The 26576-nt window shown below is 74.6% G+C and carries 22 protein-coding genes and 1 pseudogene; 14 read left to right on the forward strand and 9 right to left on the reverse strand.

The window, feature by feature from the left end; translation table 11 throughout:
- Positions 1 to 3: 3 nt before the first annotated feature.
- From dcd to mnhG, 8 genes and pseudogenes are all read left to right on the forward strand, one after another.
- Complete coding sequence (dcd, locus tag OVA32_RS03840) at positions 4 to 585, forward strand: dCTP deaminase (protein ID WP_041104515.1); 582 nt, start codon at positions 4 to 6, stop codon at positions 583 to 585.
- Positions 537 to 1904 (forward strand): annotated as a pseudogene (locus tag OVA32_RS03845) (MFS transporter); the annotation flags it as partial. The gene dcd and the pseudogene OVA32_RS03845, both read left to right, overlap by 49 nt.
- 68 nt (positions 1905 to 1972) lie before the next feature.
- The gene (locus OVA32_RS03850) at positions 1973 to 5071 is read left to right on the forward strand and encodes a Na+/H+ antiporter subunit A (protein WP_041104517.1); all 3099 of its coding nucleotides are present in this window, start codon (positions 1973 to 1975) and stop codon (positions 5069 to 5071) included.
- Complete coding sequence (locus OVA32_RS03855; RefSeq protein WP_144825195.1) at positions 5068 to 5628, forward strand: NADH-quinone oxidoreductase subunit K; 561 nt, start codon at positions 5068 to 5070, stop codon at positions 5626 to 5628. The genes OVA32_RS03850 and OVA32_RS03855 overlap by 4 nt, the downstream gene beginning before the upstream one ends.
- Positions 5625 to 7256, forward strand: coding sequence for a Na+/H+ antiporter subunit D (locus tag OVA32_RS03860; RefSeq protein WP_036383641.1), 1632 nt, complete (start codon positions 5625 to 5627; stop codon positions 7254 to 7256). Before OVA32_RS03855 ends, OVA32_RS03860 begins: the two co-directional genes overlap by 4 nt.
- On the forward strand, positions 7243 to 7860 hold the full coding sequence (locus OVA32_RS03865; protein ID WP_036383643.1) for a Na+/H+ antiporter subunit E: 618 nt from the start codon (positions 7243 to 7245) through the stop codon (positions 7858 to 7860). Before OVA32_RS03860 ends, OVA32_RS03865 begins: the two co-directional genes overlap by 14 nt.
- A complete protein-coding gene (locus tag OVA32_RS03870; protein ID WP_036383645.1) occupies positions 7860 to 8198 on the forward strand; it encodes a monovalent cation/H+ antiporter complex subunit F in 339 nt (112 codons plus the stop codon). The genes OVA32_RS03865 and OVA32_RS03870 overlap by 1 nt, the downstream gene beginning before the upstream one ends.
- Complete coding sequence (gene mnhG / locus OVA32_RS03875; RefSeq protein WP_036383647.1) at positions 8195 to 8602, forward strand: monovalent cation/H(+) antiporter subunit G; 408 nt, start codon at positions 8195 to 8197, stop codon at positions 8600 to 8602. The genes OVA32_RS03870 and mnhG overlap by 4 nt, the downstream gene beginning before the upstream one ends.
- A gap of 78 nt (positions 8603 to 8680) precedes the next feature.
- Here the strand turns inward: mnhG and OVA32_RS03880 are convergent, their stop codons facing one another.
- From OVA32_RS03880 to OVA32_RS03900, 5 genes are all read right to left on the reverse strand, one after another.
- Positions 8681 to 8959 (reverse strand): DUF4235 domain-containing protein, encoded by a 279-nt coding sequence (locus OVA32_RS03880; RefSeq protein ID WP_036383649.1) that lies wholly within the window; start codon positions 8957 to 8959, stop codon positions 8681 to 8683.
- Positions 8960 to 9036: 77 nt separating this feature from the next.
- On the reverse strand, positions 9037 to 10038 hold the full coding sequence (locus OVA32_RS03885; RefSeq protein ID WP_036383651.1) for an aminotransferase class IV: 1002 nt from the start codon (positions 10036 to 10038) through the stop codon (positions 9037 to 9039).
- 64 nt (positions 10039 to 10102) lie between these two features.
- Positions 10103 to 13384 (reverse strand): MMPL family transporter, encoded by a 3282-nt coding sequence (locus OVA32_RS03890; protein WP_144825197.1) that lies wholly within the window; start codon positions 13382 to 13384, stop codon positions 10103 to 10105.
- A gap of 161 nt (positions 13385 to 13545) precedes the next feature.
- Positions 13546 to 14058, reverse strand: coding sequence for a para-aminobenzoate synthase component I (locus tag OVA32_RS03895; RefSeq protein ID WP_036317220.1), 513 nt, complete (start codon positions 14056 to 14058; stop codon positions 13546 to 13548).
- The gene (locus tag OVA32_RS03900) at positions 14055 to 14531 is read right to left on the reverse strand and encodes a MarR family winged helix-turn-helix transcriptional regulator (RefSeq protein ID WP_036317223.1); all 477 of its coding nucleotides are present in this window, start codon (positions 14529 to 14531) and stop codon (positions 14055 to 14057) included. The genes OVA32_RS03895 and OVA32_RS03900 overlap by 4 nt, the downstream gene beginning before the upstream one ends.
- Positions 14532 to 14594: 63 nt before the next feature.
- Between OVA32_RS03900 and OVA32_RS03905 the strand changes: the two genes are divergently transcribed.
- Positions 14595 to 16889: an MMPL family transporter gene (locus OVA32_RS03905; RefSeq protein ID WP_036317226.1), complete on the forward strand. Its 2295-nt coding sequence runs from the start codon at positions 14595 to 14597 to the stop codon at positions 16887 to 16889.
- Between the two features lie 76 nt (positions 16890 to 16965).
- On the opposite strand, the gene OVA32_RS03910 is transcribed toward OVA32_RS03905, so the two are convergent.
- The gene (locus tag OVA32_RS03910; protein WP_036317229.1) at positions 16966 to 17592 is read right to left on the reverse strand and encodes a Dps family protein; all 627 of its coding nucleotides are present in this window, start codon (positions 17590 to 17592) and stop codon (positions 16966 to 16968) included.
- A 325-nt stretch (positions 17593 to 17917) separates the two neighbouring features.
- Here OVA32_RS03910 and dnaK point away from each other — a divergent pair, with 325 nt between their 5' ends.
- From dnaK to OVA32_RS03935, 5 genes are all read left to right on the forward strand, one after another.
- On the forward strand, positions 17918 to 19777 hold the full coding sequence (dnaK, locus tag OVA32_RS03915) for a molecular chaperone DnaK (RefSeq protein WP_041104534.1): 1860 nt from the start codon (positions 17918 to 17920) through the stop codon (positions 19775 to 19777).
- Positions 19778 to 19938: 161 nt separating this feature from the next.
- Positions 19939 to 20601: a nucleotide exchange factor GrpE gene (locus tag OVA32_RS03920; protein ID WP_036383663.1), complete on the forward strand. Its 663-nt coding sequence runs from the start codon at positions 19939 to 19941 to the stop codon at positions 20599 to 20601.
- Positions 20602 to 20669: 68 nt separating this feature from the next.
- Positions 20670 to 21662, forward strand: coding sequence for a DnaJ C-terminal domain-containing protein (locus tag OVA32_RS03925; RefSeq protein WP_060973522.1), 993 nt, complete (start codon positions 20670 to 20672; stop codon positions 21660 to 21662).
- Positions 21659 to 22210, forward strand: a complete 552-nt coding sequence (locus tag OVA32_RS03930) for a heat shock protein transcriptional repressor HspR (RefSeq protein WP_020626477.1) — start codon at positions 21659 to 21661, stop codon at positions 22208 to 22210. The genes OVA32_RS03925 and OVA32_RS03930 overlap by 4 nt, the downstream gene beginning before the upstream one ends.
- Complete coding sequence (locus OVA32_RS03935; protein WP_256598135.1) at positions 22189 to 23256, forward strand: alpha/beta hydrolase; 1068 nt, start codon at positions 22189 to 22191, stop codon at positions 23254 to 23256. The genes OVA32_RS03930 and OVA32_RS03935 overlap by 22 nt, the downstream gene beginning before the upstream one ends.
- 22 nt (positions 23257 to 23278) lie before the next feature.
- Here the strand turns inward: OVA32_RS03935 and trmB are convergent, their stop codons facing one another.
- The 3 genes from trmB to OVA32_RS03950 all read right to left on the reverse strand — a co-directional run bounded on the left by trmB (position 23279) and on the right by OVA32_RS03950 (position 26440).
- The gene (gene trmB / locus OVA32_RS03940) at positions 23279 to 24274 is read right to left on the reverse strand and encodes a tRNA (guanosine(46)-N7)-methyltransferase TrmB (protein ID WP_267715341.1); all 996 of its coding nucleotides are present in this window, start codon (positions 24272 to 24274) and stop codon (positions 23279 to 23281) included.
- Positions 24275 to 24344: 70 nt separating this feature from the next.
- The gene (locus tag OVA32_RS03945) at positions 24345 to 25688 is read right to left on the reverse strand and encodes a hypothetical protein (protein ID WP_267715343.1); all 1344 of its coding nucleotides are present in this window, start codon (positions 25686 to 25688) and stop codon (positions 24345 to 24347) included.
- A 5-nt stretch (positions 25689 to 25693) separates the two neighbouring features.
- A complete protein-coding gene (locus OVA32_RS03950) occupies positions 25694 to 26440 on the reverse strand; it encodes a DedA family protein (RefSeq protein ID WP_036382290.1) in 747 nt (248 codons plus the stop codon).
- Positions 26441 to 26576 lie beyond the last annotated feature (136 nt).

Genomic DNA, 26576 nt, shown 5'->3' on the forward strand with positions numbered 1-26576 from the left:
GCCGTGCTGCTCTCCGACCGCGACATCCGCGCCGAGCTCGACTCCGGGCGCGTCGGCCTGGACCCCCTCGACCCGGCGATGGTCCAGCCCGCGTCCGTGGACGTGCGCCTGGACCGGTTCTTCCGGCTCTTCGACAACCACCGGTACGCGCACATCGACCCGCGCCAGAAGCAGGACGAGCTGACCCGGCTGGTGGAGGTGGACCCGGACGAGGCGTTCATCCTGCACCCGGGGGAGTTCGTGCTCGGCTCCACCTATGAGCAGGTCACCCTGCCGGACGACCTCGCCGCCCGCCTCGAGGGCAAGTCCTCGCTGGGGCGGCTGGGCCTGCTGACGCACTCGACCGCCGGGTTCATCGACCCCGGGTTCTCCGGGCACGTCACGCTCGAGCTGTCCAACGTGGCCACGCTGCCCATCACGCTGTGGCCGGGGATGAAGATCGGCCAGCTGTGCTTCTTCCGGCTCTCCTCGTCGGCCCAGTCGCCGTACGGCACCGGGGCCAACCAGAACCGGTACCAGGGTCAGCGCGGGCCCACGGCCTCCCGGGCGCACCGGGACTTCCACCTCACCCGCATCGAGCGATGACCGACGTCGCGCTCCCGCCGGTCGCCTCCGCCGCCCCGCGCCGCCAGGTGGCCGCGTGGGCGCTGTGGGACTGGGGCTCGGCCGCGTTCAACGCGGTCATGGTCACCTTCGTGTTCGGCACCTACCTGGCCTCGGACGCGTTCGGGCCGGACGAGCGGGGCACGGCCTGGCTCTCGACGGCGATGGCGGTGGCCGGCGTCGTCATCGCGGTCACCGCGCCCGTGCTGGGGCGTCGGGCGGACGGCGCGGGACGGCGCCGCCTCTGGCTGGCGCTGACCACGGGCGCCGTGATCGCGTGCACCGCAGCTTGCTTCTGGGTCACCCCGGAGGAGTCCTCCCTGCTGCTGGGCGTCACCCTGATCGCCCTGGGCACGGTGTTCTTCGAGTTCGCGGAGGTGCAGGTCAACGCGATCCTCGTGCACATCTCGACGCCGGCCACGATCGGCCGGATCTCGGGCATCGGCTGGGGCGCGGGGTATCTCGGCGGCATCCTGCTGCTGCTGATCGTGTTCGTGGGCTTCGTCTCGGGGGACGCGCACTGGTTCGGCGTCACGGAGGACGCGGCGCTGAACATCCGGGTGGTCGCGCTCGTGGCCGCCGCGTGGTTCCTCGTGTTCGCGATCCCCGTGCTGGTGGCCGTGCCGGACCCGGCCCCCGCCCCGGCGGCGGACGGCGGGCCGCGCCGTGAGTCGGTGCTGGGCTCCTACCGCGAGCTGGGGGCCACGCTGGCCCGGATGTGGCGCGAGGACCGGAACACGCTGTGGTTCCTCGTGGCCTCGGCGGTGTTCCGCGACGGCGTGGGCGCGGTGTTCGTCTACGGCGCCATCCTGGGCACCACGGTCTACGGGCTGGCGGCCTCGGACGTGATCCTGTTCGCGATCGCGGCCAACGTGGTGGCCGCCCTGGGCGCCTTCGTGGGCGGGCGGCTCGACGACGCGGTCGGTCCGCGCCGGGTGATCCTCGGTTCGCTGGCCGCCATGGTCCTCGTGGCCGGGGCGCTCTTCTTCGCCTCGGGCACCCTCGCGTTCTGGGTCGGCGGGCTGGCGCTGTGCCTGTTCGTGGGCCCGGTGCAGTCGGCCTCGCGCGCGTTCCTGGGCCGGCTCACCACGCCGCGGACGGCTGGCGAGGTGTTCGGGCTGTACGCCACCACGGGCCGCGCGGTCGGGTTCATCACGCCCGCGCTCGTCACGCTCGCGCTCGCCCTGCACCCGGACAACCGGGTGGTCATCCCCGTGATCGCCGTCGTGCTCGTGGCCGGTGGGCTGCTGTTCGCCCGGGTCACGGAGCCGATCACGCGGAGCGCGGAATCGGTCCGCTGACCCCGGGTGGGGCGCATCCCTCCGTTAGGCTGGACCGGACCCTCGCCCGTGCCTGACGAAGGGACCGCATGCTCGTCATCCTGACCGCGCTCTTCGTCGTCGCGCTCGCCGCCCCGGTGCTCTTCCGGTGGACGGGACGTCAGGGGTTCTATCTGCTCGCCGCCGCTCCCGCGGCGGGCTTCGTTTGGCTGCTCACTCAGCTGCCGCACGTGTTCGCGCTGCAGGAGGCGCTCGACGCCGGCCGGCCGGTCCCGGCCTCGGCGGCGCGCCTGGACCGCGCCGTGCCGTGGGTGCCGTACCTCGAGACCGAGCTCGCGTTCCGCATGGACGTGCTGGCCGCGTTCATGTCCCTGATCGTGCTGGGAGTCGGCGCGCTGGTCCTGGCCTACTGCGCCCGCTACTTCCGGGAGCACGAGCCGCGCAACGCGGTGTTCGGCGGGCAGCTGCTGGCGTTCGCCGGCGCGATGTTCGGGCTCGTCACCACGGACGACCTGATGGTGCTCTACACCTTCTGGGAGATCACGTCCGTCCTGTCCTTCCTGCTGATCGGCTACTCGGGCCACCGCATCTTCGCCCGCCGCTCCGCCATCACCGCCCTGATCGTCACCACGTTCGGCGGCCTGGCCATGCTCGCGGGCCTGATCATGCTGGCCCACTTCGCCGGGTCCTGGCGGATCTCCGGGGTCCTCGAGGCCGCCCCCGCCCTCATGGCCGACGCCGGGCTGCGCGGGCTGCTCGAGGTCGCCGTCGCCCTGGTGCTGATCGGCGCCCTCACGAAGTCCGCCCAGGCCCCCTTCCACTTCTGGCTGCCGGGCGCGATGGCCGCGCCGACCCCCGTGTCCGCGTACCTGCACGCGGCGGCCATGGTGAAGGCCGGCGTCTTCCTCGTGGCCCGCCTGGCCCCGGAGTTCCACGGCCTCGCCATGTGGCAGGTCCTCGTGATCGGCGTGGGTCTGTGGACCCTGCTGCTCGGCGGCTGGCGCGCCCTGCGGCAGACAGACATCAAGCTCGTCCTCGCGTATGGCACGGTCTCCCAGCTCGGCTTCCTCATGGTGGCCAACGGGCTGGGCACCCGCGACGCCGCCATGGCCGGCCTCGCCATGCTCCTGGCCCACGCGGTGTTCAAGGCCCCCCTGTTCATGGTGGTCGGCATCATCGACCACGAGGCCGGCACGCGCGATCTGCGCCAGCTCTCCGGGATCGGCCGCCGCCACCCGGCCCTGGCCGCCGTCGCCGTGGTGGCGGGCCTGTCCATGGCCGGCCTGCCTCCGCTGTTCGGCTTCGTGGCCAAGGAGTCCGTCCTGGAGGGCCTGGCCGCCCACGGCGTGGCGCACGCGGACGTGTGGGGCTGGACGCCGCTCGTGCTCATGACCGTGGGCTCGGTGCTCACCTTCGCCTACACGTGGCGGTTCCTGTGGGGCTCGTTCGCCGCCAAGCGGGACGAGGAGGGGGCCGCGGTCCCCGTCACGCGCTTCCACACCCGCGTCACCACCCTCGAGCTGGCCCCGGCCGCGCTGCTCGCGCTCGCCGGCCTGGTGCTCGCCTTCCTGCCCGGCCCGGTGGAGGGGATCATCACCGCCCACACGGGCTCCCTGCCGCCGCTGGACCCGGAGGAGGCGCCGGCCTACCTGGCCCTGTGGCACGGCTGGACGCCCATCCTCGCCCTCTCCGCGGGGGTCTGGGTGCTCGGCGCGCTGCTCGCCCTCGGCCGGCCGGGAGTCGAGGCGTTCCAGCGCCGCGTCGAGTTCCCGGTCGACGCCCTGCGCACGTACCGGAAGATCACCGGCGCCCTCGACGAGGTCGCCATCTGGGTCACGGGGCGCACCCAGACCGGCTCCCTGCGCCGCTACCTGGGCATCATCCTGGCCACCGCGTTCCTGCTGCCGGCCGCGTTCCTGCTCTTCCCCGTGGGGCGCAGCGAGCGCACGCTGGCCACCTCGTTCCTCTCCGCGGACGTCGCCTGGTTCCAGACCCCGGCGCAGCTGGTCGTGGTGCTGATGATCGCCGTCGCCACCGTCTTCGCCGTCCGCGCGCGCCGCCGCTTCAAGGCGATCATGCTGGTGTCCGTGACCGGCTACGGCGCCGCCGCCCTGTTCGCGATGCGCGGCGCCCCGGACCTCGCGATCACCCAGGTGCTCGTGGAGACCATCATCCTGGTCACCCTCATCCTGGGCCTGCGCGTGCTGCCGCCGGACTGGTACGACCGCCGCACCGGCTCGCGGCGGCTGGGCCGCCTGGCCGTGGCCGTCGGGTTCGCGCTGACCATGATGTGGATCGCCGCCACCGCGCTGGCCGCCCGCACGGCGGAGCGGATCTCGCTGCCCATGCCGGAGCTCGCCTACACGGACGGCTACGGCACGAACGCCGTGAACGTCACCCTCGTGGACATCCGCGCGTGGGACACGTGGGGCGAGATCACGGTGCTGGCCGCCGCGGCCACCGGCGTGGCCTCCCTGATCTTCCTGCAGCACCGCGACGGGCGCACCCGCAGCATCGACGACGTCGCCCCCGGCTCCGTCGGCGACTTCGGCGCCGACTCCTCGCTCGGGGCCCGCGAGCTGTCCGTCGTGCGCAGCTTCGCTGTGGACGATCGCAAGGGCCAGTGGCTCGTGGCCGGCCACACGATGGCCCCCGAGCGGCGCTCGATCATCCTCGAGGTCGTCACCCGCTTCATGTTCCCGATCATGATGCTGCTCTCCGTCTACCTGCTGCTGGCCGGGCACAACACCCCCGGCGGCGGCTTCGCCGGCGGCCTGCTCGCAGGCCTGGCCCTCACGCTGCGCTTCCTCGCCGGCGGCCGGTACGAGCTGCAGGAGGCCTCCGTGATCCCGGCCGGGCCCATGATCGGCCTGGGCCTGGCGATCGCCACGCTCACCGGGATCGCCCCGCTCTTCTTCGGCGGGCAGATCCTGCAGTCCTATGTGGTGGAGTTCACCGACCTGCCGCTGTTCGGCGACGCCCTCAAGCTGGTCTCGGCCACGGCGTTCGACATCGGCGTGTACCTCGTGGTGGTCGGGCTCGTGATCGACGTGCTGCGCTCGCTCGGCGGTGAGGTGGACCGCCGGGGCGAGGAGGCCCGCCGCGCCCGCCTGCGCGCCGCGGCCCGCCGTCGCCATCCGCGCATGCCCACCCCGTCCACTCCGTCCACCCAGGAGGCCGCCCGATGATGACCGTCGACCTGGCCCTGCTCCTGGCCATGGGCGTGATGTTCGCCGGGGGCATCTACCTCGTGCTCGAGCGCAGCCTGACGCGCATCCTGCTCGGCATCGTGCTGATCAACAACGGCGCCATCATGCTGCTGTTCCTCTCCTCGGGCGGCACGGGCCTGGCCCCGCTGTTCGTGCGCGGACGGGACCCGCACGAGTACGCGGACACGCTGCCGCAGGCGCTGATCCTCACCGCGATCGTGATCGGCTTCGCCGTGATCGCGTTCCTGACCGCCATGATCTACCGCTCGTGGCTGCTCGTCCGCGAGGACGAGGTCGAGGTGGACGCGGAGGACGTCAAGATCGCCCGGATGCCCGCCTGGGACGCGGAGGACGACGCGGAGCTCGTGGAGGAGTCCTCCGAGTTCCTGGACGACGCCGCGGACCCCAACGCCCACTACGAGCACGCGACGGAGGCACGGCCCCAGGTGCAGCACGCCACGCCCGCCCCCCAGGCGCCCACCGGATCCGGGGCAGCGTCCCGCGGCCGCCGTCCCGAGGGCGGGGAGCGCGCATGAGCATCGGCACCCTCCCCCTGACCGACCTGGCCCCGCTGGCCGTCATGCTGCCCGTGCTGGGCGCGGCCGTGACCTTCATGCTCGTGCGCCGCCCCCGCGCGCAGATCACCGTCACGGTCTCCGCGCTCGTGCTCACCCTCGTGCTGGACGCGCTGCTGCTGGCCGCGGTCTGGGACACCGGGGTCGCGGCCGTCCACCTCGGCGGCTGGCCGGCCCCGCTGGGCATCAGCCTCGTGGTGGATCGGCTCTCGGCCCTCATGCTCGTGGTGTCGGCGCTGATCACCCTGGCGGTGCTGCTGTACGCCTCGGCGCAGGGGCTGATCAACCGGGACGAGGGTGGGCCGGTCTCGATCTTCCACCCCACGTTCCTGATCCTCGTGGCGGGCGTGTCCAACGCGTTCCTCGCCGGCGACCTGTTCAACCTCTACGTGGGCTTCGAGATCCTCCTGACGTCCTCCTACGTGCTGCTGACCATGGGGGGCACCGCCCAGCGCATCCGCGCGGGCGTCACCTACGTGGTGGTCTCCGTGCTCTCCTCGGTGGTGTTCCTGATCGCGATCGCGATGATCTACGCGGCCACCGGCACCGTGAACATGGCGGACCTGGCCGTGAAGCTGGGCGAGCTGCCCACCGACGTGCAGATGGTCCTGCACGTGCTGCTCCTGGTGGGCTTCGGCATCAAGGCGGCCGTGTTCCCGCTGTCCTTCTGGCTGCCGGACTCGTACCCCACCGCGCCCGCCCCGGTGACCGCGGTGTTCGCGGGCCTGCTCACCAAGGTGGGCGTGTACGCGATGATCCGCACCGAGACGCTGCTCTTCCCGGGGGAGCACGTCAACGCGCTCCTGCTCGTGGTGGCCGCGCTGACCATGGTGGTGGGCATCCTCGGCGCGCTGGCCCAGACGGACATCAAGCGCATCCTGTCCTTCATCCTCGTCTCCCACATCGGCTACATGATCTTCGGCCTGGGCCTGGCCACGGAGGCGGGGCTGGCGGCCACCGTGTACTACGTGGCCCATCACATCACCGTGCAGACCGCGCTCTTCCTCGTCACGGGCCTGATCGAGAACCGCGCCGGCACAGCGAACATCGACCGCCTCGGGTCCCTGGCGAAGGTCTCCCCGTTCGTGAGCGTCCTGTTCCTCGTGCCCGCGCTCAACCTCGGCGGCATCCCGCCGTTCTCCGGCTTCCTCGGCAAGGTCGGCCTGCTGCGCGGCGGCGTCGAGCAGGCCACGCCCCTGGCCTACACGCTGGTGGGCGTGTCCCTGCTCGTGTCCCTGCTGACCCTGCTCGTGGTGGTGCGCGTGTGGACCCGCGCGTTCTGGCGCCGCGTCGAGGACGTGGAGCACCCGCCCGCCCAGCTCGTGGCCGCCTACGAGCGGGCCGTCGCCCGTGGCGAGCGCCCCCGCCCGCTCGAGCCGGGCCTCGTGCTGCCCACCACGGCGCTCGTGGGCCTGACGCTGGTGTTCACGGTGGCCGCCGGTCCGCTGTTCGCGCTGGCCGACGAGGCCGCCACGGACATGCTCGACCGCTCGCCCTACATCGCGGCGGTGCTCGACGACGCCGCGGCCGAGCGGGCCGCGGCCACCCTCAGCGTCGACCCGACGGAGGTGCACGATGCCCGGAAGTGACTCCGCCCGCCGCGGCGTGGTGCGCCCCGACCGGATCCGGGGCATCGTGGCCCAGTGGCCGCTGATCCTCGTGATGGTGGCCGTGTGGTGCGCCCTGTGGCAGGACTTCGCTCCGCACGTGGCCCTGACCGGCCTCGCCTTCGCGCTGCTGATCATCGGGCTCTTCCCGATGCCGAGCATCCCGTTCAGCGGCCGTCTGAACCCCTGGTGGTCCCTCGTGTTCACGGTGCGGTTCCTCGTCGACGTCGTGCGCGCCTCAGTCAACGTGGCCGGGACGGTGCTGCTGCGTGGCCGCCGCGCCCGCGGCTCGATCGTGGGCGTCCCGCTGCGCAGCCACGACGACCTCATCATCACGCTCGTCAGCCACGCCCTGGCCCTGGTGCCGGGCTCGATCGTGCTGGACGTGGACCGGGTCCGCTCCGTCCTGTACCTGCACGTGCTCGACGCGACCACGGACGAGGACGTGGCGGGCTTCCGCGCCAAGGCCCTCGACGTGGAGGCGGGCATCATCCGCGCCGTCGGCACGCGTGAGGACCTCGAGCTGGTCCGCCGCTTCCCGAGTTCGGCGCCCCCCGCCGCCCGCCCCCCGAAGGAGGAGGCCTGATGGACCCCATGGACCTGGCCACGTGGGCCGGCGGGGCGCTGCTCGTGGTCGGCGCCGTCGGTGCGCTCTACCGGATCGTGCGCGGCCCCTCGCTGCTGGACCGGGCGGTCGCCACGGACGTGCTGCTCGTGGTGTTCTCCGGGATGCTCGTCCTGGAGATGGCCGTGCACCGCCACACCCACCATGTGGTCCTCGTGGTGCTGGCCGCCACCGTCGGCTTCGTCGGCTCGGTGACGGTGGCGCGCTTCGCGGAGGACCGGCGCCCGGACCACTCGCTCGAGGACCAGGCGCGCGTGCCCGGCACCACGGACGTGCCGGGCGGGGAGGAGGGCCGATGACCGACACCGCCACGCTCCTGGACTGGCTGGCCGCGTTCCTGCTCGTCAGCGGTGCCTTCTTCTCCCTGGTGGCCGGCGTGGGCCTGTTCGTGCTCCCGGACCTGCTGGCCCGCATGCACGCCGCCGCCAAGCCGCAGGTCCTCGGCCTGCTGCTCATGCTCGCCGGGCTGGCGATCGAGTGGCGGTCGTGGGTGTGGCTGCCCGTGCTGTTGCTGGCGTGGGTCACCCAGATGGTCACGGCCCCGGTGGCCTCCCACCTGGTGGGCCGTACGGGCTACCGCACCAAGCACGCCCGCCGTGAGCTGTTGCACCGGGACGAGCTGGCCGCCGTCGTCCGTCGCGCCGAGCCCCCGGCGGACCCCGGGCCGCGCCGCGCCGGCGCCCGGCCGCGCGGGCGCCGCTGACACCACCCCGCATAGCACGACGGCCGCCGTCCGGATCCCTCCGGGCGGCGGCCGTCGTCGTGGTGGTGGCGGGGCGGCTCAGACCTCGTGGTCCACGCGGTGCGCGGTGGACTCGGACACCTTGCGGATCGCGGCGCCGGCGCCGCGCTGGCCGGCGACCTTCAGCAGCGCCGCGACGCCCGCGGAGATGAACGCGAAGGACAGGGCCTCGATGAGGGGCAGCGTCTCGTCGGCCGCGTCGTTCGGGGCGCTGTGGCCGGTGACGAGCCGCCAGCCGCCCGCCACCACGCGGGAGCCGACGATGCCGCCGACCAGCGTGATGCCGGCGGACAGGGCCTTCTGGGCGAGCGTGTTCATGGTGCGCCTTCCGTGGTCGGGGATCTCACGTGCGGTTGCGGCCGCGGCCGACGACGCCGGACGGGCCGGTCCCCAGCCTAGCCCGCGGTGGGCACCGGGTCGCCGCTGACGTGCCGGCCGGGGTCGCCGTCGGCGTCCAGATGGGCCTGCAGCATGCCGGTGAGCTCGTGGTCCACGGGGATCTCGACGCCGTCGACGGCGCGCACCGGCAGGACGCCGCGCACCGAGGAGACGAGCCAGACGCCCTCGGCGCCCTGGAGGTCCGCCGGGACGAGCGGGCCGTAGCCGAGCTCCCAGCCGTCCGCGTGGGCGGCCGCGAAGATCACGGCCTGCGACGTGCCGGCGAGGATGCCCTTCTGGCGCAGCGGGGTGAGGAGGCGGCGGACGCCGTCCTCCCCGGTGCGCACGATCAGCACCGTGGAGGTGGGGCCCTCGAGCAGGTAGCCGTCCGCGCTGGTGAAGACGACGTCGTCGGCGCCGTGCGCGCGGGCGTAGCGCAGGGCGGCCATGTTCACGGCGTAGGAGAGGGTCTTCGCGCCGGTGAGCAGCCACGGGGAGCGCTCGGGGGCCTGCGAGTCGATGCCGCGGTCCAGCAGCAGCACCCGCAGCCCCCGCTGCCGCTCCTCGTCCTGGATCGCCGGGGCCGGGCTCAGCAGCGCCCACGCGGTGGGCGTGGGCACCGCGCCGGGAGCCGCGTCCGGGCCGCGGGTGACGGTCAGGCGCACGGCGAGACGGTCCCCGGGCGCGACGTCGTTGGCCTCGGTGAACGCCCGCAGGCCGAGCGCGACGGCGGCCTCCCACGCCGCCGCCTCGGGGGCGGCCAGCTGCAGGGCGGCGGCGGACGCGGCCAGCCGGCCGAGGTGGGCTCCGAGCTTGCGCATGCGCAGGGTCCCGAGCCCGTCGGCGACGGCGAGCGCCGTCTCGAAGATGCCGTCGCCGCGCGTGACCCCCTGGTCCGTGACGCTCAGGTGCGGGACGGCCGGGTCCGCGAGCCGCGGGGCGGGGGCGCCGTCCGCGTCCGTCTCGAGCAGGACGAGGACGGGCGAGCCGGCGGCGGGGGAGAAGGCGGTGGGACGCATCCGCCCAGGATAGACGCCCGCCCCCGGCCGATCGGGGCCGGGGGCGGGCATCAGTCGGGGGCGGTCAGGCCCGGTGGGCGCCGCCGTCCGGGGCGGGGACGGAGGGCTGCGCCGGGGCGTGGGCGCGCTCGAGCTGGGCGCCCTCCACGTCCACGTCCGGCATGATCCGGTCGAGCCAGCGCGGCAGCCACCACGCCTTCTCGCCGAGCAGGTGCATCAGCGCCGGCATCAGGAGCAGGCGCACCACGAACGCGTCCAGCAGCACGCCGAAGGCCAGGCCGAAGCCCATCGGGCGGATCATCGCGTCGTGGGCGAAGATGAACCCGCCGAACACGGAGATCATGATGATCGCCGCGGCGATCACGACGGCCCGGCCCGAGCGCAGGCCGGTCAGCACGGCCTGGCGGGCGGGCAGGCCGTGGGCGTAGGCCTCGCGCATGCCGGAGGCGATGAACAGCTGGTAGTCCATGGCCAGGCCGAACAGCACGCCGATCATGATGGTCGGCAGGAAGCTGAGCACGGGGCCGGGGTTGTGGACCCCGAACACCGAGCCGAGCCAGCCCCACTGGTAGATGGCCACCACGCCGCCCATGGCGGCGAACATGGAGAGCACGAACCCGCCGGTGGCGATCAGCGGCACCAGGATCGAGCGGAACACCAGGACCATGATCAGCAGGGACAGGCCCACCACCACGCCCAGGTAGAGGGGCAGGGCGTCGGAGAGCTTCTCCGAGACGTCGATGAACCCGCTGGTCATGCCGGCCACGCCGAGGTTGGAGGCCTCGCCGGCCGGCTCGGTGGCGCGCAGGTCGCGCACCAGCTCCTCGGTGGAGACGGCGTTCGGGCCCTCCTCGGGCAGCACCTGGAACATGGTGACGGTGCGGTCCTCGTTGAAGCCCGCGGGCACCACGGCGTGCGCGTGCTCGAGGCCGGCGAGCTGCTCGCCCACCGCCAGGCGGGCGTCCTCGGCCGCGTCCTCGTCCAGGCCGGCGGGCAGGTCCACGGTCACCACGAGCGGGCCGTTGTAGCCCTCGCCGAACTTCTCGGCGGTGAGCTCGTACGCAACCTGCGAGTCGGAGCCCTCCGGCTCGGACCCGCCGTCCGGCAGGCCCAGGCGCATCGAGCCGACCGGCAGGGCCACGAGCACCAGCAGGGCGACGGCCGCCAGGGCCGAGGCGATCGCGGCCGGGGTGGACATGGTCGAGCGGCGCCCGGCGCGGCGCACGGCGGCGGAGCCCTCGGCGACGGAGGCGGGACCCTCGTCGGCGAGGCGGGCCCGCTCCTTCTTCGAGAGGATCCGCATCCCGGCCAGGGAGAGCAGGGCCGGGGTCAGGGTGACGGCCACCAGCACGGCCACGGCCACGCAGACCGCGCCCACGGTGCCCATCAGGCCCAGGAACGGGATGCCGGTGACGTTCAGGCCCACGAGGGCGACGATCACGGTGATGCCGGCAAACACCACGGCGTTGCCGGAGGTGCCGTTGGCCAGCGCGATCGACTCGTGCAGGCCCGTGCCGCGACGCAGCTCCTGGCGGTGCCGGTTGACGATGAACAGCGCGTAGTCGATGCCCACGGCCAGGCCCAGCATCACCCCGAGCACCGGGGTCACGGAGATCATCTCCACGGCGGAGGAGAACGCGAGCGCCCCGGCGGCGCCCACGCCCACGCCCACCAGCGCGTTGACCAGCGGCAGACCCGCGCCCACGAGGGTGCCGAGCATGACCACCAGCACGATCGCGGCGACCACGAGGCCCACGACCTCGCCCGGGCCGAGCAGGGAGAGCACGGTGGCGTTGAGCTCCTGGGAGGGATGCACGGCGACGCCGTCGATGTCCGCGCCGGTGAGGGCGCCGGTGACCGCCTCCTTGTCCTCGGCGGTGACGTCCAGGGTCGGCGTGGTGAAGGTGACGATCCCGACGGCGGTGCTGCCGTCCTCGGACACGGTGCGGAAGTCCTCCGCGAGGGCCAGGGTGCGCTCGCCGCGCTCGGCCTCGACGCGGCCGTCCTCCAGCTCGGCGCGGCCGTCGGCGAGGTCCGCCTCGGCCTGGTCCAGGCGCTCCGCGCCGGCGGCCAGCTGGGCCCGGCCGTCCTCGAGCTCGGCGACGCCGCGCTCGTACTCGGCCCGGCCCTCGTCGATCTTCTGCTGCTGCGCGTCGAGCTCGGCCTCGGCCGCGTCCAGGGCCTGCTGCCGTCCCGCGGCCACCTGCTCGCGGCCGGCCTCGAGCTCGGCCTCGGACTCCTGCAGCTGCTGCCGGCCGGCGGCGAGTCGGGCGGCGCCGTCGTCGGCCTCGGCCTGGGCGGCCGCGAGCTGTTCGGCGCCCGCGTCGGCCTCGGCCTGGGCGGCCTCCAGCTGGGCGCGGGCGGCGTCGGCCTGGTCCTGACCGGCCGCCAGCTGTGCCTCGGCGGCGGCGAGCTGCGCCTCCTGGTCGGCGAACTGCTCGGTGACCTGCTCCGCCGGGATGCCGGCGGCCTCGGCCTCGGCCAGTGCGGCGTCCCGGGCCTGCTCGAGCTCGGCGCGGCCCGCGGCCAGCTGCTCGGCCCGGGCGTCGAGCTCGGCCTGCCCGGCCTCGAGCTCGGCCCACCGGGCGTCGAGCTCGGCCTGCGCGGCCTCGAGCTCCTGACGCTGTGCGTCGAGCTTGGCCTGCCCGGCCTCGAGGCGCTCCGCCTGCTCCTCGAGCTCGGCGCGGCCGGCGTCGAGCTGCTCCTGGCCTTCGGCCACCTGCTGCTCGGCCTCCCGGAGCGGGGCCAGGGCCTCGGCCGGCAGGGCGTCCAGGCCACGCTCCTCGAGGTCGGCGCGCGCGGCGTCGAGCTTCGCCTGCCCCTCCTCCAGCTGGGCGGCGGCCTCGGCCAGGCGCTGCTCGGCCGCGTCGGCCTCGGCCGTGCGACGCTCGAGCTCGGCCCGGCCGTCCTCGATCTCCTGGCGTCCGTCCGCGAGGCGCTGCTCGCCGTCGGCCAGCTCGGTGCGGCCCTCGTCCAGCCGGGTGCGGGCGTCGTCCTGCTGGGCCTGGGCCTCGAACGGGTTCACGACGCCCTCCACGGCCGGCTGCTCGGCGACGTCGTCCAACAGGGCGGTGATCTGCTCGCGCTGGGCGTCGGTCAGGGGGGAGCCGTCCTCGGTGGTGAACACGACCTGGCCCCTGCCGCGGGAGGCCTCGGGGAACTCCTCCTTGAGGCGGTCCGTGACCTGGGCGGTGGGCGTGCCGGGGATGGTGACGGTGGAGGAGAGCGTGCCGCCGAAGGCGAGGAACCCGCCGACGGCGAGGGCCAGGGCGAGCACCCAGGCGAGGATCACGAGGAGGGGGCGGCGGGCGGCGCCGAGGCCGAGACGGTAGAGCAGTGTAGCCATGGGAAGGGGAGGTCTCCGTGCGCTGGGGTGGGACGCGGCCGGACGCGGCGCGCCGCCTCCGATGCTACACCTAAGCGGAGCGAACCGCTCCGGTCCCAGCGCGGGCGCCCGACCGGCCCGCACGCAGACCCCGACGCCCCCGGCCCCGGGCACCGCCGCCGTCAGGCGGAGGGCAGACGCAGGATCAGGTCCGCCGCGGCGCGCGGGGCGTGCCGGGCCAGGTAGTCCTCCTCCTGTGCGGCCCAGCGGTCCCAGTGCGGGGCGAAGGTCTCACCGTCCCGGGCCAGCGCCCGCGTGCGTCGCGCGGGGGTCTCGAGCTCGAGCCACACCGCCAGGTCGAGCAGCGGTCGGGCGGCGGTGCTGAGCGCACCCACGCCCTCGCACACCACGACGTCGGCCGGCGCGGTCCGCCGCGGCGGGCCGGGGGCGGCGCGGTGCCAGTCCCACGTGGTCCAGGTCGCCGTGCCCCGCTCCCGCAGCGCGCGCACGACGCCCGGGTAGGGGCCGTCGTCGTCCACCGCGGCGGCCAGCCCGTCCCAGCCCCGGTACATGGACTCGATCTCGATCACCTCGACGCGCGCGAACGGCGCGATCCGGGCCGCGAGCGCGGCGGCGAGGACGGTCTTGCCCGACCCCGAGCGGCCGTCCAGGCCGATGAGCGCCGGTCGGGTCACGGGTCCTCCGGGGCGGGGTCCGTCAGTGCGGCGGTGGCCGCCTCGAGCACCCGCACCGCGGCCCGCAGCTCCGCGGCGGAGAACCCCTCGAGGGCGGCGCTCAGCCGCTGGGACATCGGTTCGAACGCGCGCTGTCCGTCGCGGCGGGCCGTGTCCGTGTGCTCCACCAGCACGCGCCGCCGGTCGCCCTCGTCCCGGTGGCGGCGGACGTGGCCCGCGGCGGCCAGGCGGTCCACGAGGGCGGTGGCCGAGGCCCGGGTGAGGTGCAGGTGGGCGCCGAGGTCCGAGGCCGTGACGGGCTCACCGGCCGCCGCGCGGGCCATCAGGTACGCGAGGGCTCTGAGGTCCGTGCGGTGCAGGCCGACGCCGCGGCCGGCCTCGTCGACGGCGTGCTCCGCGCTCTCGCTGAAGACGCGCAGGGCGTGGACCACGGCGAGGTGCTCCGCGGGGGCGGAGGGGGGCTGCGTGGTCATGGCCGGGAGTCTAGCCAGCCCCCATGGTTGTTTGATCATCGAACCATCCCCTACGCTCGGGGCATGCCCACCCCGCCCGACCTCTCCGCCTTCCGCACCCCCGCCGCCACGGGGCGTCCCCCTCGGGGGCTGCGGCTGGGCCTGGCCGCGGCGCTGGCCGTGGTCTGGTTCGCCGTGCTCGGCCTGGGCGGCCCCGTGTTCGGCAGGATCGGCGACGTCTCCTCGAACGACCAGGCCACCTTCCTGCCGGCGTCGGCCGAGTCCACCCGCGCGGGACAGGAGGCGGCGGCGTTCCAGGACGGCGAGGCCGTGCCCGCCGTCGTCGTGGGCCCGGCGAGCACCGCGGACCCCGCGGCCGCCTTCCCCGCGCTCGCGGACCTCGCGGGCCGGTTGGGCGAGGTGCCGGGCGTGACCGACGTCGCCGGCCCGATCCCCTCCGACGACGGCGCGGCGGTGCAGTTCCTGGCCTTCGTCGACTCCTCGGCCGGGGCCGAGCGGCCCGTGGCCGACGTGGTGGCCGACCTGCGGGAGGTCGTGGCGGACCCGGCGGCCGCCGACCCCGCCCTCGCCGGCACCGTGGCCGCGGACACCGAGTGGCACGTGGGCGGTCCGGCGGGCCTGGTCGCGGAGCTGGGCGGCGCGTTCGCGGGCATCGACGGGCTGCTGCTGCTCGTGGCGCTCGCGGTGGTGTTCGTGATCCTCGTGGCGGTCTACCGCTCCGTCCTGCTGCCGGTCCTCGTGCTCCTGACGGCCGTGGCCGCGCTCTGCGGCGCGATCGTGGCCGTCTACGGGATGGCACTGGCGGGCTGGATCCAGCTCAACGGCCAGGCCCAGGGCATCCTCTCGATCCTCGTGATCGGCGCGGCCACCGACTACTGCCTCCTGCTCGTGGCCCGGCACCGCGAGGAGCTGCTGGTCCGGGCGGACGTCGGGGAGGCGCTGCGGGCCGCCGTGCGCGGGTCCTTCGGCGCGATCACCGCGTCCGCCTCGACCGTGGCCCTCGCCCTGCTGATCCTGATGGCCTCGGACCTCAACTCGACGCGCTCCCTCGGCCCCGTGGCCGCCACGGGTGTGGCGTTCGCGTGGCTCGCCGCCCTGACCCTGCTGCCGGCGCTGCTGCGGCTGACCGGGCGTGCCGCCTTCTGGCCCACGATCCCGTCCCCCGAGCGCGCTCGCCGTCGCGCGCAGCGCAGAGCCGCCCGGGGCCGGGCCTTCACCCCGCCGCTCGACGGCGCGGGCCGACCCGTCGCCGGCCTCGAGGAGGACCACGGGGTGTGGACGCGGGTGGGCGCCGTCGTCGCGCGCCGGCCCCGTCTCGTCTGGGTCGCCACGACGGTCGTGCTCCTCGCCCTCTGCGGCGGTCTGCTGCAGCTGCGCGCGGACGGCGTCGCCCAGGAGGACGTGCTGCTCGGCGACTCCGACGCCCGGCAGGCCCAGGCCCTGCTGAGCGAGCACTTCGACGCCGGCGCGGGCGCCCCCGCCCAGATCCTCGCCCCGGCCGGGGACGCGGAGGCGGTGCTCGCCGCCGTCGCGGAGGACCCCGGCGTGGCCGAGGCCGAGGTCACCACGGACGCCCCCGAGGCCGCCGCGGGCCCACCCCCGGGCGTGACCGACGCGGAGGGCGGGGCGGGCGCCGCGTCCGCGCCGGAGCCGCAGCCCCGCGTGGTGGACGGCCGCGTGCTGGTCTCGGCCACCCTGGCGGACCCGGGCGAGTCCCTTGCCGCGCAGCAGACCGTGGCCCGCCTGCGCGACCGGCTCGCGGACCTCCCGGCCACGGGCGAGATCCTCGTGGGCGGCCCGGCGGCCCAGGCGCTGGACACGAACGTCACCACGCAGCGCGACCTGCGGGTCGTCATCCCGCTGATCCTCGCGATGCTGCTGGTCATCCTCGCGGTGCTGCTGCGCTCGCTCCTGGCACCCGTGCTGCTCGTGGCGGCCACCGTGGTCAGCTTCGGCGCGGCCCTGGGCGTCTCGGCCCTCGTGTTCCGGCACGTGTTCGGCTTCGAGGACGCCGACCCCACCGTGCCGCTGTACGGCTTCGTCTTCCTCGTGGCGCTCGGGATCGACTACACGATCTTCCTGATGACCCGGGCGCGGGAGGAGACGCCGCGGCACGGCACGCGGGCGGGCGTGCTGCGCGCCCTCACCGTCACGGGCGGGGTCATCACCTCGGCCGGCGTCGTGCTGGCGGCCACCTTCGCCGCGCTCGCGGTGATCCCGCTGATGTTCATGGTGCAGTTGGCGTTCATCGTCGCGTTCGGCGTGCTGCTCGATACGCTGATCGTGCGCTCCCTGCTGATCCCGGCGCTCGTGCGGGACATCGGCCCGAAGGTGTGGTGGCCGGCGAAGGTCGACTGAACCGCGCAGGAGGGAGGGGCCCGACCGTCAGTGCGGTCGGGCCCCTCCGGTGCACGGGCGCCTCAGGGGCGCGCGGTCACTTCTTCTTGGACTTCTTCGCGTCCGACTTCTTCGTGCGCCCGGCCTTCGGGGCGGGCGCGGACTGGGCGCCCTTCACGCGGCCCGCGGCGGCGGCCTCGGTGGTGGTGCCTGCGCTGCTCAGCCGGCCGTCGTCGGTGGTCAGGAACGAGCGCATGAACCACTGGAACAGCTCGAGCTGGGCCACCTGGTCGATGAGGATGTCCTGCGTGACCGGGTCGAGGTCCTCGGTGGCGTCGATCGCGGCGCGGTGGTCCGTCACGACGCCGTCGTAGACGAGGTCCAGCGCGGCCAGGTGCTCCAGGGTCGACGCGCGGCCCAGCGTGTAGTCGTCCCACGCGCGGGCGGCCACGAGTGCGCCCGGGGTGCCGGCGGGGGAGACGCCCAGGGTGGCGATGCGCTCCGCGAGGACGTCCACCATCCCGCGGACCAGCTCGATCTGGGGGTCGAGCATCTCGTGCACGCCGATGAAGCCGGGGCCCACCACGTTCCAGTGGGCGTGCTTCAGGGTGAGCTGCAGGTCGTTGAGGGCGTGCAGACGGCCCTGGAGGATCTCGGCGGTGCGTCGGCCCGTGCTCAGCGACAGGCCCGGGACGGTGTACTCGGCGGCGTTCTTCTCGGCCATGGTGGTGCTCCTTCTCCGTTGGGGTGGGCGCGCCGTCGGCGACGCCCCGTGATCCGCCATCCAACCGCGTGAGGTCGTCGTGTTTCCAGGTCTGAGCGGCGTGCGCGGGCGGGTCCGGAGCGGATCCGCGGCGCCGGGAATGGATCGCGGACGGCCCGCGTTGACCCCCGCAGAAGCAGAAGTGAGTGAAGTCGACTCAGGTTCACTTGACAGTCCACCGACCCGGTGGCAACCTGAGTCATGAAGGCTCAAGTCCCTGTGGCGTCGGTGCCCCCGGCCCGCGGGTCCGGCCCCCGCTTCACCGTCAGACAGGAAGGACCCCACCATGTCCCGTGCAGTCGGCATCGACCTCGGCACCACCAACTCCGTCGTCGCCGTCCTCGAGGGCGGCGACCCGGTCGTCATCGCGAACGCCGAGGGCGCCCGCACCACCCCGTCCGTCGTCGCGTTCTCCAAGGGCGGGGACGTCCTGGTCGGCGAGGTCGCCAAGCGCCAGGCCGTCAACAACCCCGAGCGCACCTACGCGTCCGTCAAGCGCCACATGGGCACCGACTGGACCACCGAGGTGGACGGCAAGAAGTACACCCCGCAGGAGATCTCGGCCCGCACGCTGATGAAGCTCAAGCACGACGCCGAGGAGTACCTGGGCGAGAAGGTCACCGACGCGGTGATCACCGTGCCCGCCTACTTCAACGACGCCGAGCGCCAGGCCACCAAGGAGGCCGGCGAGATCGCGGGCCTGAACGTCAAGCGCATCATCAACGAGCCCACCGCGGCCGCGCTGGCCTACGGCCTGGAGAAGGGCAAGGAGGACGAGCTCATCCTGGTCTTCGACCTGGGCGGCGGCACCTTCGACGTGTCCCTGCTCGAGGTCGCCAAGGACGAGGACGACTTCGCCACCATCCAGGTGCGCGCCACCGCCGGCGACAACCGCCTCGGCGGCGACGACTGGGACCAGCGGATCGTGGACTGGCTGCTCCAGCAGGCCAAGTCCAAGGGCGCGGACCTGTCCAAGGACAAGATCGCCCTGCAGCGCCTGAAGGAGGCGGCGGAGCAGGCCAAGAAGGAGCTCTCCTCGGCCACCTCCACCAGCATCTCGCTGCAGTACCTGTCCGTGACCCCCGAGGGCCCGGTGCACCTGGACGAGCACCTCTCCCGCGCCAAGTTCGAGGACCTCACCAAGGACCTGCTCGAGCGCACCCGCAAGCCGTTCGAGGACGTCATCAAGGAGGCCGGCGTCAAGGTCTCCGACATCGACCACGTGATCCTCGTCGGCGGCTCCACCCGCATGCCCGCCGTGTCCGAGCTCGTGAAGGAGCTGACCGGCGGCAAGGAGCCCAACAAGGGCGTGAACCCGGACGAGGTCGTCGCCATCGGCGCGGCGGTGCAGGCGGGCGTGCTCGCCGGTGAGCGCAAGGACGTGCTCCTGATCGACGTGACCCCGCTGTCGCTGGGCATCGAGACCAAGGGCGGCGTGATGGCCAAGCTCATCGAGCGCAACACGGCCATCCCGACCAAGCGCTCCGAGACGTTCACCACGGCCGAGGACAACCAGCCCTCCGTGTCCATCCAGGTCTTCCAGGGCGAGCGCGAGTTCACCCGGGACAACAAGGCGCTGGGGACCTTCGAGCTGACCGGCATCGCCCCGGCCCCGCGCGGCATGCCCCAGATCGAGGTCACGTTCGACATCGACGCGAACGGCATCGTGCACGTCTCCGCGAAGGACAAGGGCACCGGCACCGAGCAGTCGATGACCATCACGGGCGGCTCCTCGCTGTCCCAGGAGGACATCGACCGCATGGTCAAGGACGCCGAGGCCCACGCGGACGAGGACAAGAAGCGCCGCGAGGCCGCCGACCGCCGCAACCAGGCGGAGCAGTCCGCCTACTCCGTTGAGAGGCTCCTGCAGGACAACGGCGACAAGCTGCCCGAGGACGTCAAGACCGAGGTGCAGGCCGACGTCGACGCCCTGAAGGCCGCCCTGGAGAAGCAGGACAACGACGACGAGGTCGCCGCCGCGTTCGAGAAGCTCCAGGCCTCCCAGGTCAAGATCGGCGAGGCCCTCTACGCCCAGCAGGGCGCGGAGTCGGCCGACGCCGGCGCCGAGTCCGCCGCCCCGCAGGGCGACGATGAGGACATCGTCGACGCCGAGGTGGTCGACGAGGACGACGAGAAGAAGGCCTGACACCCCGGGGCCGGGGCGGGCGTCCACGCCCGCCCCGCCCGGAGGCCCACGACGCCGGCGGGCCGGCCCGGCAGCGCCCCTGCCGGGCCGGCCCGCCGGCCTTCCCGCACCACCCCCGCGCGGCGGACCCGCCGCGCCCACCCGCTTCGAAAGGACACACCATGAGCGCCGACCAGCAGCGTCCGCACGGCTCCTCCGACGCCGAGCGCGGCTCCGAGGAGGAGCCCATCGTGTTCAACGACCGTCGCCGCATCGACCCCGAGACCGGTGAGCCCCGCGTCTCCGCCGAGAGCGCGGCCGAGCAGGCCGAGGACGGCGACGCCCTCGCCCAGGCCGAGCGCATCCTCGACGAGGCCGGCGCGGAGGCCGGGACCGAGGCGCCGCAGCCCGCGGCCTCGGACCGCGAGGCCGAGCTCGAGACCGACCTGCGACGTCTGCAGGCCGAGTTCGTGAACTACAAGCGTCGCGTGGACCGCGACCGCGACCTGGCCAGGGACGCCGGCGTGCTCAAGGCCGTCACCGCGCTGCTGCCGGTGCTCGACGACATCGACGCCGCCCGCGCCGCCGGCGACCTGACGGACGGCCCGTTCGCCGCCATCGCGACCAAGCTCGACACCGTCCTGGCCGGCCTCGGCCTCGAGCGCCACGACCAGGCGGCGCTGGCCGGCGTCGAGTTCGACCCGGCCCTGCACGAGGCCGTGATGCGCCAGCCGCACGCGGAGGTGCCCGCGGACCACGTGGTCCAGGTCTTCCGCAACGGCTACGTCCGGGACGGCCGCGTGCTGCGCGCCGCCCAGGTGATGGTCTCCGCCGGAGACGAGTGACCCCGTCGGCCGGCGGCCCACCCCGCCGCCGGCCGACCCCCTGACCGATGCACACGAGAGGAGGCACCATGGCCTCGCAGGATTGGATGGACAAGGACTTCTACGCGACCCTGGGGGTGTCCAAGGACGCCTCCGATGCGGATGTGAAGAAGGCCTACCGCAAGCTCGCCCGCACCCACCACCCGGACCAGAACCCCGGGGACGAGGCGGCCGAGAAGAAGTTCAAGGAGATCTCGGAGGCGTACGCCGTCCTGAGCGACCCCCAGGAGCGCCAGGAGTACGACGCGATCCGCGCGATGGGCGGCGGCGCCCGGTTCTCCGCCCCGGGCGGTGCCGGCGGCGGCGGCTTCGAGGACGTCTTCGGCGGCATGTTCGGCGGCGGGGGCGGCCCCCGCACCACGCAGTCCGAGCCCGACCTGTCGGACCTGTTCAGCGGGATGTTCGGCGGCGCCGCCGGCCAGACCGGCGGCTTCGGCCCCGGCGGCTTCGGCGATGCGGGGTACGCACGGCCGCGCCCCACGAAGGGCGCGGACCGCACCGCCACCACCACGATCTCCTTCCGCGGCTCGATCCAGGGCACCACGGTGTCCCTGCGCGGCCCGGACGGCGAGACGATCGAGGTGAAGATCCCGAAGGGCATCCGCGACGGCCAGAAGGTCCGTGCCCGCGGCAAGGGCTCGCCCGGCCCGGCCGGCCGCGGCGACCTGCTGGTCACCGTGCACGTGCGCGAGCACGAGTTCTTCCGCCGGGACGGGGACGACCTGCGGATCACCGTGCCCGTCACCTTCCCCGAGGCCGCCCTCGGCGCCACGATCGAGGTGCCGACGCTGGAGCGCCCCGTGAAGGTGAAGGTGCCGGCGGGCTCCCAGTGTGGCCGCGTGCTGCGCCTGAAGGGCCGCGGTGTCGAGCGCGGGAAGACGACGGGTGACCTGCTCGTGGAGCTGCGCGTCACCGTGCCCACCACGCTCAACGACGACGCCCGCGCCGCCGTCGAGGCCCTGCAGGCCGCCACTGCCGGCGACGATCCGCGGCGGGAGCTGGCCCGGAAGGCAGCCTGGTGAGCGCCCGCGACGGCGCCGCCCGTGCGGACCGGGGCCGCGAGGGGGGTCCCGACCGGCACGCCCCGGTCTTCGTGATCTCCGTGGCCGCCGAGATGGCGGACATGCATCCGCAGACCCTGCGCCAGTACGACCGGCTCGGCCTCGTGGTCCCCGCCCGCCAGGACGGACGGCACCGCCGCTACTCCCTCGCCGACGTCGAGCGGCTGCAGACCGTGCAGACCCTGAGCCGCGAAGGCATCTCGCTGGAGGGCATCCGCCGCGTGATCGCGCTGCAGCGCGAGGTCGAGCAGCTGCAGGACACCGTGGTCGAGCTGGCTGCCCAGGTGGACCGCCTCCACCACGCCTCCCGCCTGGCCCGCGTCTTCACCGTGGGCTCCGGCGGTGACGTCTCGGCCCGCTACGCCGACCGGATGGCCGTCCGCCGTCACGCCGCGGCACGGGCCGGGGCGGACACCGCGGGCGAGGCCTGCCCGAGCGGCCTGCGGAGGCTGCCCTCCGGCGTCGCAGGCCTCCGACGGGTGCCCACGTGGCAGTCCGAGCAGGACTGAGCCGGGCGTCGTTCGGGGCGGCCGCGCGGTCCCGCGTGCAGGAGCGGCTGCGCGCCGACATGGCCCGGCGCGACGGCCTCGGCCGGCAGGCCCGGAGCGCCCTGGACGGGATCGTCCACGCCCTCAAGCCGGAGGGCATGGACCCGCACCTGCCCGCCCGGCATCTGCTGGACTACGTCCTCGAGGGCCCGGACGGGCCGCGCGCGGTGGTCGCCGCGGGGGACCCCGCGACCGCCACCCACCTGACCTGGCTCGTCTCTGGCATGGGCATCCGCCCCCAGACGGCCATGTGGGGGACGGCCCGGGAGGCCGCCCACCTCGCCGCCGCCCAGCGCGCCGCCGGCGCACCCCGCCCCGTCGTCATCGGGTGGCTCGGCTACCCCGCACCCACGCCCTGGCGGGTGGTGCTCGACGGCCCCGGCCGGCGCGGCGGCGCGATGCTCGCCGCGGATGTGCGGGCCTGGTGGGAGTTCCTGCGCCACGGGCCGGGGGAGGACGACGATGTCGCCCCGGCCCTGCGCGCCCGCGGGACCGCCGTGCACGGGGCCGTGGAGGCCCACTCGTACGGCTCGCTCGTGGCCGCGCACGCCCTGCGCCTGCTCGCGGACCGGGGCCTGCAGCCCGACGACGCGGAGGCCCCGTGGCCGGCCGAGCGTCCCGTCGAGGCCCTCGTGGTCTCGGGCACGGTCGGCCTGCCCGCCGCCCTGGCGGCCCGGGCCGCGCACCTCGGCCTGCGGTCCGGACGGACGTTCCGTGCCCTGGCCCCGGGCGACCTCCTCGCCCGGGTCGGCCGCACGGTGGGCCGACGTCGAGACTGGACGGACGCCGCCGCGCTGCCGGTGGCCCCGCGGCCCGGTCTGGCGGGGGCCGCCGTCCGCGGCCACCAGACGGCCCGCTGGTCGCCGACGGCCCCCGAGGACGCCCCGAGGGGCTACCGGGACGTCGGGTCCGTGACGCTCGCGGCGACCGCCCGGGTGACCGCCGGCCTGCCGCTGCCGCCCGTCCCGGACGGTGCCGACCCGGCCGGGCCGGTCGCCCCGGCCTGAGCGACCCCGTCGGGCCCCGTGCTCAGCGCCGGCGGTACGCCAGGTCGAACACGAGGCGCCCGGCCCGCTGGGACTTCGCCTCGAAGCTCGTGATCGGTCGGCCCTCGAACCGGGGCGCCCAGCCGCCGTCGTGGTCCACGGGGTCCGCGGCCGCCGCGCCGGCCCGTGCCTCGCCCAGGCCGGCCCGCAGCGGGCGCTCCTCCTCGGCCGCGCTCTCCCAGCCCGCGGGCAGCGGCTGGGCACCCACCTCGGTCTCCCTGCCCTCGCGGCGCACCCGCGTGAGCGGGGAGTCCTCGCCCGCGGCGCGCCCGGGGAAGAGGTTCTCGAACCCCGGGTGCGCCTCGAGCACCTCGCGCATCTGCACGGCGTAGCCCGACCAGTCCGTCGCCAGCCGCAGCACCCCGCCGGGGGCGAGCACCCGCGCCACGCGATCGGCGAAGGCGGGGGAGACCAAACGGCGTTTGTGGTGCCGCTTCTTGTGCCACGGGTCCGGGAAGAACACCCACACCTCGGAGACGGAGCCGGGCGTGAGCAGGGCGTCCAGCAGCTCGGGCGCGTTGGCCTCCACGGCGCTGACGTTCTCCAGGCCCTGCTGCTCCACGCGCGTCATGAGCGCGGCCAGGCCGGGCACGTAGACCTCGACGGCGAGCACGTTCCAGTCCGGCCGGTCGGCGGCGGCCTGCGCCGTGGACTCGCCCAGCCCCGAGCCGATGTCCACCAGCAGGGGAGCCTCGCGCCCGAACACCCCCGCCCAGTCCAGTCGGGCCCGGGCGTCCACCGAGGTGGCGCCGCGGCCGCGGGGCACGTCCACGAGGACCCGCTCCGCCTGGCGGTCCCACACCGCCTGTCGCCCCGCGTTCAGGCGCGCGCCGCGCCGGACGAAGGAGACCGGCTCCCGTCGGACGAGGGCGGGGTCCTTGTCCCGATTGTGGTCGTGCGCGTGGACGCGCTCGGCGGGCGGCGGCACGGCGTCGGGGCCGGGTGCGTCCGGGCAGGGGCGGGGCAGGTGCTCAGTCATCGCCCCGATCCTGCCACGGCCGCGCGTCGACGGTGCAGACCGCGGCCGACGACGGCGCCCGGCGCCGGGGTCAGGGGGTGCTGCTGGAGCGGTCCCCCGACGTGGGCGACGCGGACGCGGAGGCCGTGGTGGCGGTCGGCTCGGGTGCGGACTCGGTCGGGTCCGGCGCAGGGTCCGTGGCCGGCGCGCTCGTGGACGGACCGGACGCGCTCGTGGACGGACCGGACGGGCTCGGGGACGTCGGGGTCGGGGACGTCGGGGTCGGCGTCGCGGAGGTCGGCGTCGGGTCGGGGGTGCTCGGCGTCGGACTGCCGGATCCCGTGCCCGACGGCGAGGACGAGGTGGGGGTCGACGTCGGCGAGGACGGCGTGGCCGAGCGGGTGGGCGCGGGGGCCGAGGAGGACGGGGCCGTGCTGCTCGGCACCGGGGTGCTCGCGCTGGGCGTCGGGGCCGCCGTGTCGGCGGGCGCGGACGGGGGCGGCACGGGTGTGCCGGTGGCCTCCTCCGTCCACGAGGACGTCTCGGGCTCCGGCTCGGGGGCGGGCTCCGGCTGCTGCTCCTCGGGGGTCGGGGTGGAGCGGTCCGGCAGACGCAGGTCGGCGGGGGCGGAGGCGGCGTCCGCGGCGACGTGGCCCAGGTCGGACAGCCAGGCGGTCGCCGTGTCCCGGGGGATCCGCACCGTCAGCACGCCCGCGGCGGCCGGCGCCATGGACGCCTGGTCCGCCTCGAGCATCAGGCTGCCGTCCGGGAGGAAGACCACCGCGTCCCACACCCGGCGGTTCTCCACCTGCTCCGGGGCGTCGACCGCCGAGTCCAGGCGCGAGCCGATCACGTCCGGGTCGTTGGCCATGCGCTGGCGCACCTCGGTGCGGAACGCGTCCCAGCCGTCGGGGGTGAAGAGATCGGCGGTCTCGAGCACGCGGTCCTCGCGGGCCGAGTACCAGATCACGTGCGAGGTGGACACGGAGTCCGTGCCGCGCCGCTCCGTGGCGAGCAGGCGGGCCGCGGCGATGTCCTCCGCCACGACGGCGAGCTGCGGCTGGATCTCCAGGCGGGGGTCCGCGCTCGGGTCGGTGTCCCGGCGGTACTGGTCGATCTGGTCGCGCACGGCCCCGGCCATGGCGTCCGTCCAGGCCGGCGCCCCGGACACCTGCAGCCACGCCCCGTGGTGGTCCGGGTCCTCGCCCTCGAGCACGGCGACGCTCGCCTCCGGCACCCGCTCGAGGTCGTGCGAGGGGACCTCGACCGTGAACGGGGCCATGTCCATGGACGGCAGGGCGGAGGCCGCCGTCGTGGCGGGCGCAGGCTCAGGCTGCGGCTCGGTGCGGGCACAGGCGCTCAGCGTCACCAGGGCGACGGCGGCCAGGCCGAGGGCCGCGCGGCCACGGCGGGGGGAGGGCAGGACGGGGTGCATGCGATTCACTTCCGGTGGTCGGAGGACTCCAGGATGGCCTCGACGCGGGCGGCCATCTCGTCCGCGGTCGGCGGGCGCCAGTCCGGGTCGTTCCGGCGGCGGGCGTCACGGCGCAGGCGCAGGACCACCCAGATCGCGAGGAAGGCCAGGATCAGGACCAGGACGATGTTGGAGAAGACGTCCGCGTACTCGGAGACGACGTGGAACCGCTCCCCGAGCGCGTAGCCGCCGTAGACGAAGATCGCGTTCCAGATCAGGGAGCCCAGCGCCGTGAACAGGGTGAACTTCGCGAGGTTCATCCGCTCGATGCCCGCGGGGATGGAGATCAGGGAGCGGAACACGGGGACCATGCGGCCCAGGAACACGGTCCAGTAGCCGTATCGGATGAACCAGCGCTCGGTCTTGGCCACGTCCTCCATGTCCACCAGCGGCATGCGGTCCGCGAGGCGGTACATGCGGTGGCGGCCGAGCCACGCGCCGAGGCCGTAGAGGGCCAGCGCTCCGACGATCGAGCCGACCGTCGCCCAGACCAGCGCGGCATGCGGGCTGAAGGCGCCGCCGGCCGCGGTGAAGCCTGCCAGGGGCAGGATCACCTCGGACGGGATGGGCGGGAAGATGTTCTCCGCGAAGACGGCCAGGCCGACGCCGATCGGGCCGACCGCCTCCATGATGTCCACGACGATGTTGCCGAGCCAGCCGTAGTCGGTGGGCGCGGCGGCGGCCACGGTCAGGGGTGCGACGAGGGGGAGCATGCGCCCCATTGTCCATCATCGACCGCCTCCGCGACGTGGTGGAGGCGCCGACGTCGTCCGCTCTGCGCGCACAGCCGCGCCTCCGGGCGGGCGGGAGCGGGCTGCCGTTGGTACTGTCGGAGGTGCAGACCGCTCA

The organism is Micrococcus sp. SL257, from assembly GCF_026625585.1.
GTDB lineage: Bacteria > Actinomycetota > Actinomycetes > Actinomycetales > Micrococcaceae > Micrococcus > Micrococcus luteus.

Coding starts and splice junctions, on each gene's coding strand:
- OVA32_RS03945 (WP_267715343.1), bottom strand. CDS start 25,688: ATGCACCCCGTCCTGCCCTCCCCCCGCCGTGGCCGCGCGGCCCTCGGC.
- OVA32_RS03855 (WP_144825195.1), top strand. CDS start 5,068: ATGATGACCGTCGACCTGGCCCTGCTCCTGGCCATGGGCGTGATGTTC.
- OVA32_RS03870 (WP_036383645.1), top strand. CDS start 7,860: ATGGACCCCATGGACCTGGCCACGTGGGCCGGCGGGGCGCTGCTCGTG.
- OVA32_RS03900 (WP_036317223.1), bottom strand. CDS start 14,531: ATGACCACGCAGCCCCCCTCCGCCCCCGCGGAGCACCTCGCCGTGGTC.
- OVA32_RS03865 (WP_036383643.1), top strand. CDS start 7,243: ATGCCCGGAAGTGACTCCGCCCGCCGCGGCGTGGTGCGCCCCGACCGG.
- OVA32_RS03925 (WP_060973522.1), top strand. CDS start 20,670: ATGGCCTCGCAGGATTGGATGGACAAGGACTTCTACGCGACCCTGGGG.
- OVA32_RS03920 (WP_036383663.1), top strand. CDS start 19,939: ATGAGCGCCGACCAGCAGCGTCCGCACGGCTCCTCCGACGCCGAGCGC.
- OVA32_RS03905 (WP_036317226.1), top strand. CDS start 14,595: ATGCCCACCCCGCCCGACCTCTCCGCCTTCCGCACCCCCGCCGCCACG.
- OVA32_RS03890 (WP_144825197.1), bottom strand. CDS start 13,384: ATGGCTACACTGCTCTACCGTCTCGGCCTCGGCGCCGCCCGCCGCCCC.
- OVA32_RS03910 (WP_036317229.1), bottom strand. CDS start 17,592: ATGGCCGAGAAGAACGCCGCCGAGTACACCGTCCCGGGCCTGTCGCTG.
- OVA32_RS03860 (WP_036383641.1), top strand. CDS start 5,625: ATGAGCATCGGCACCCTCCCCCTGACCGACCTGGCCCCGCTGGCCGTC.
- OVA32_RS03885 (WP_036383651.1), bottom strand. CDS start 10,038: ATGCGTCCCACCGCCTTCTCCCCCGCCGCCGGCTCGCCCGTCCTCGTC.
- mnhG (WP_036383647.1), top strand. CDS start 8,195: ATGACCGACACCGCCACGCTCCTGGACTGGCTGGCCGCGTTCCTGCTC.
- OVA32_RS03850 (WP_041104517.1), top strand. CDS start 1,973: ATGCTCGTCATCCTGACCGCGCTCTTCGTCGTCGCGCTCGCCGCCCCG.
- trmB (WP_267715341.1), bottom strand. CDS start 24,274: ATGACTGAGCACCTGCCCCGCCCCTGCCCGGACGCACCCGGCCCCGAC.
- OVA32_RS03950 (WP_036382290.1), bottom strand. CDS start 26,440: ATGCTCCCCCTCGTCGCACCCCTGACCGTGGCCGCCGCCGCGCCCACC.
- dnaK (WP_041104534.1), top strand. CDS start 17,918: ATGTCCCGTGCAGTCGGCATCGACCTCGGCACCACCAACTCCGTCGTC.
- OVA32_RS03880 (WP_036383649.1), bottom strand. CDS start 8,959: ATGAACACGCTCGCCCAGAAGGCCCTGTCCGCCGGCATCACGCTGGTC.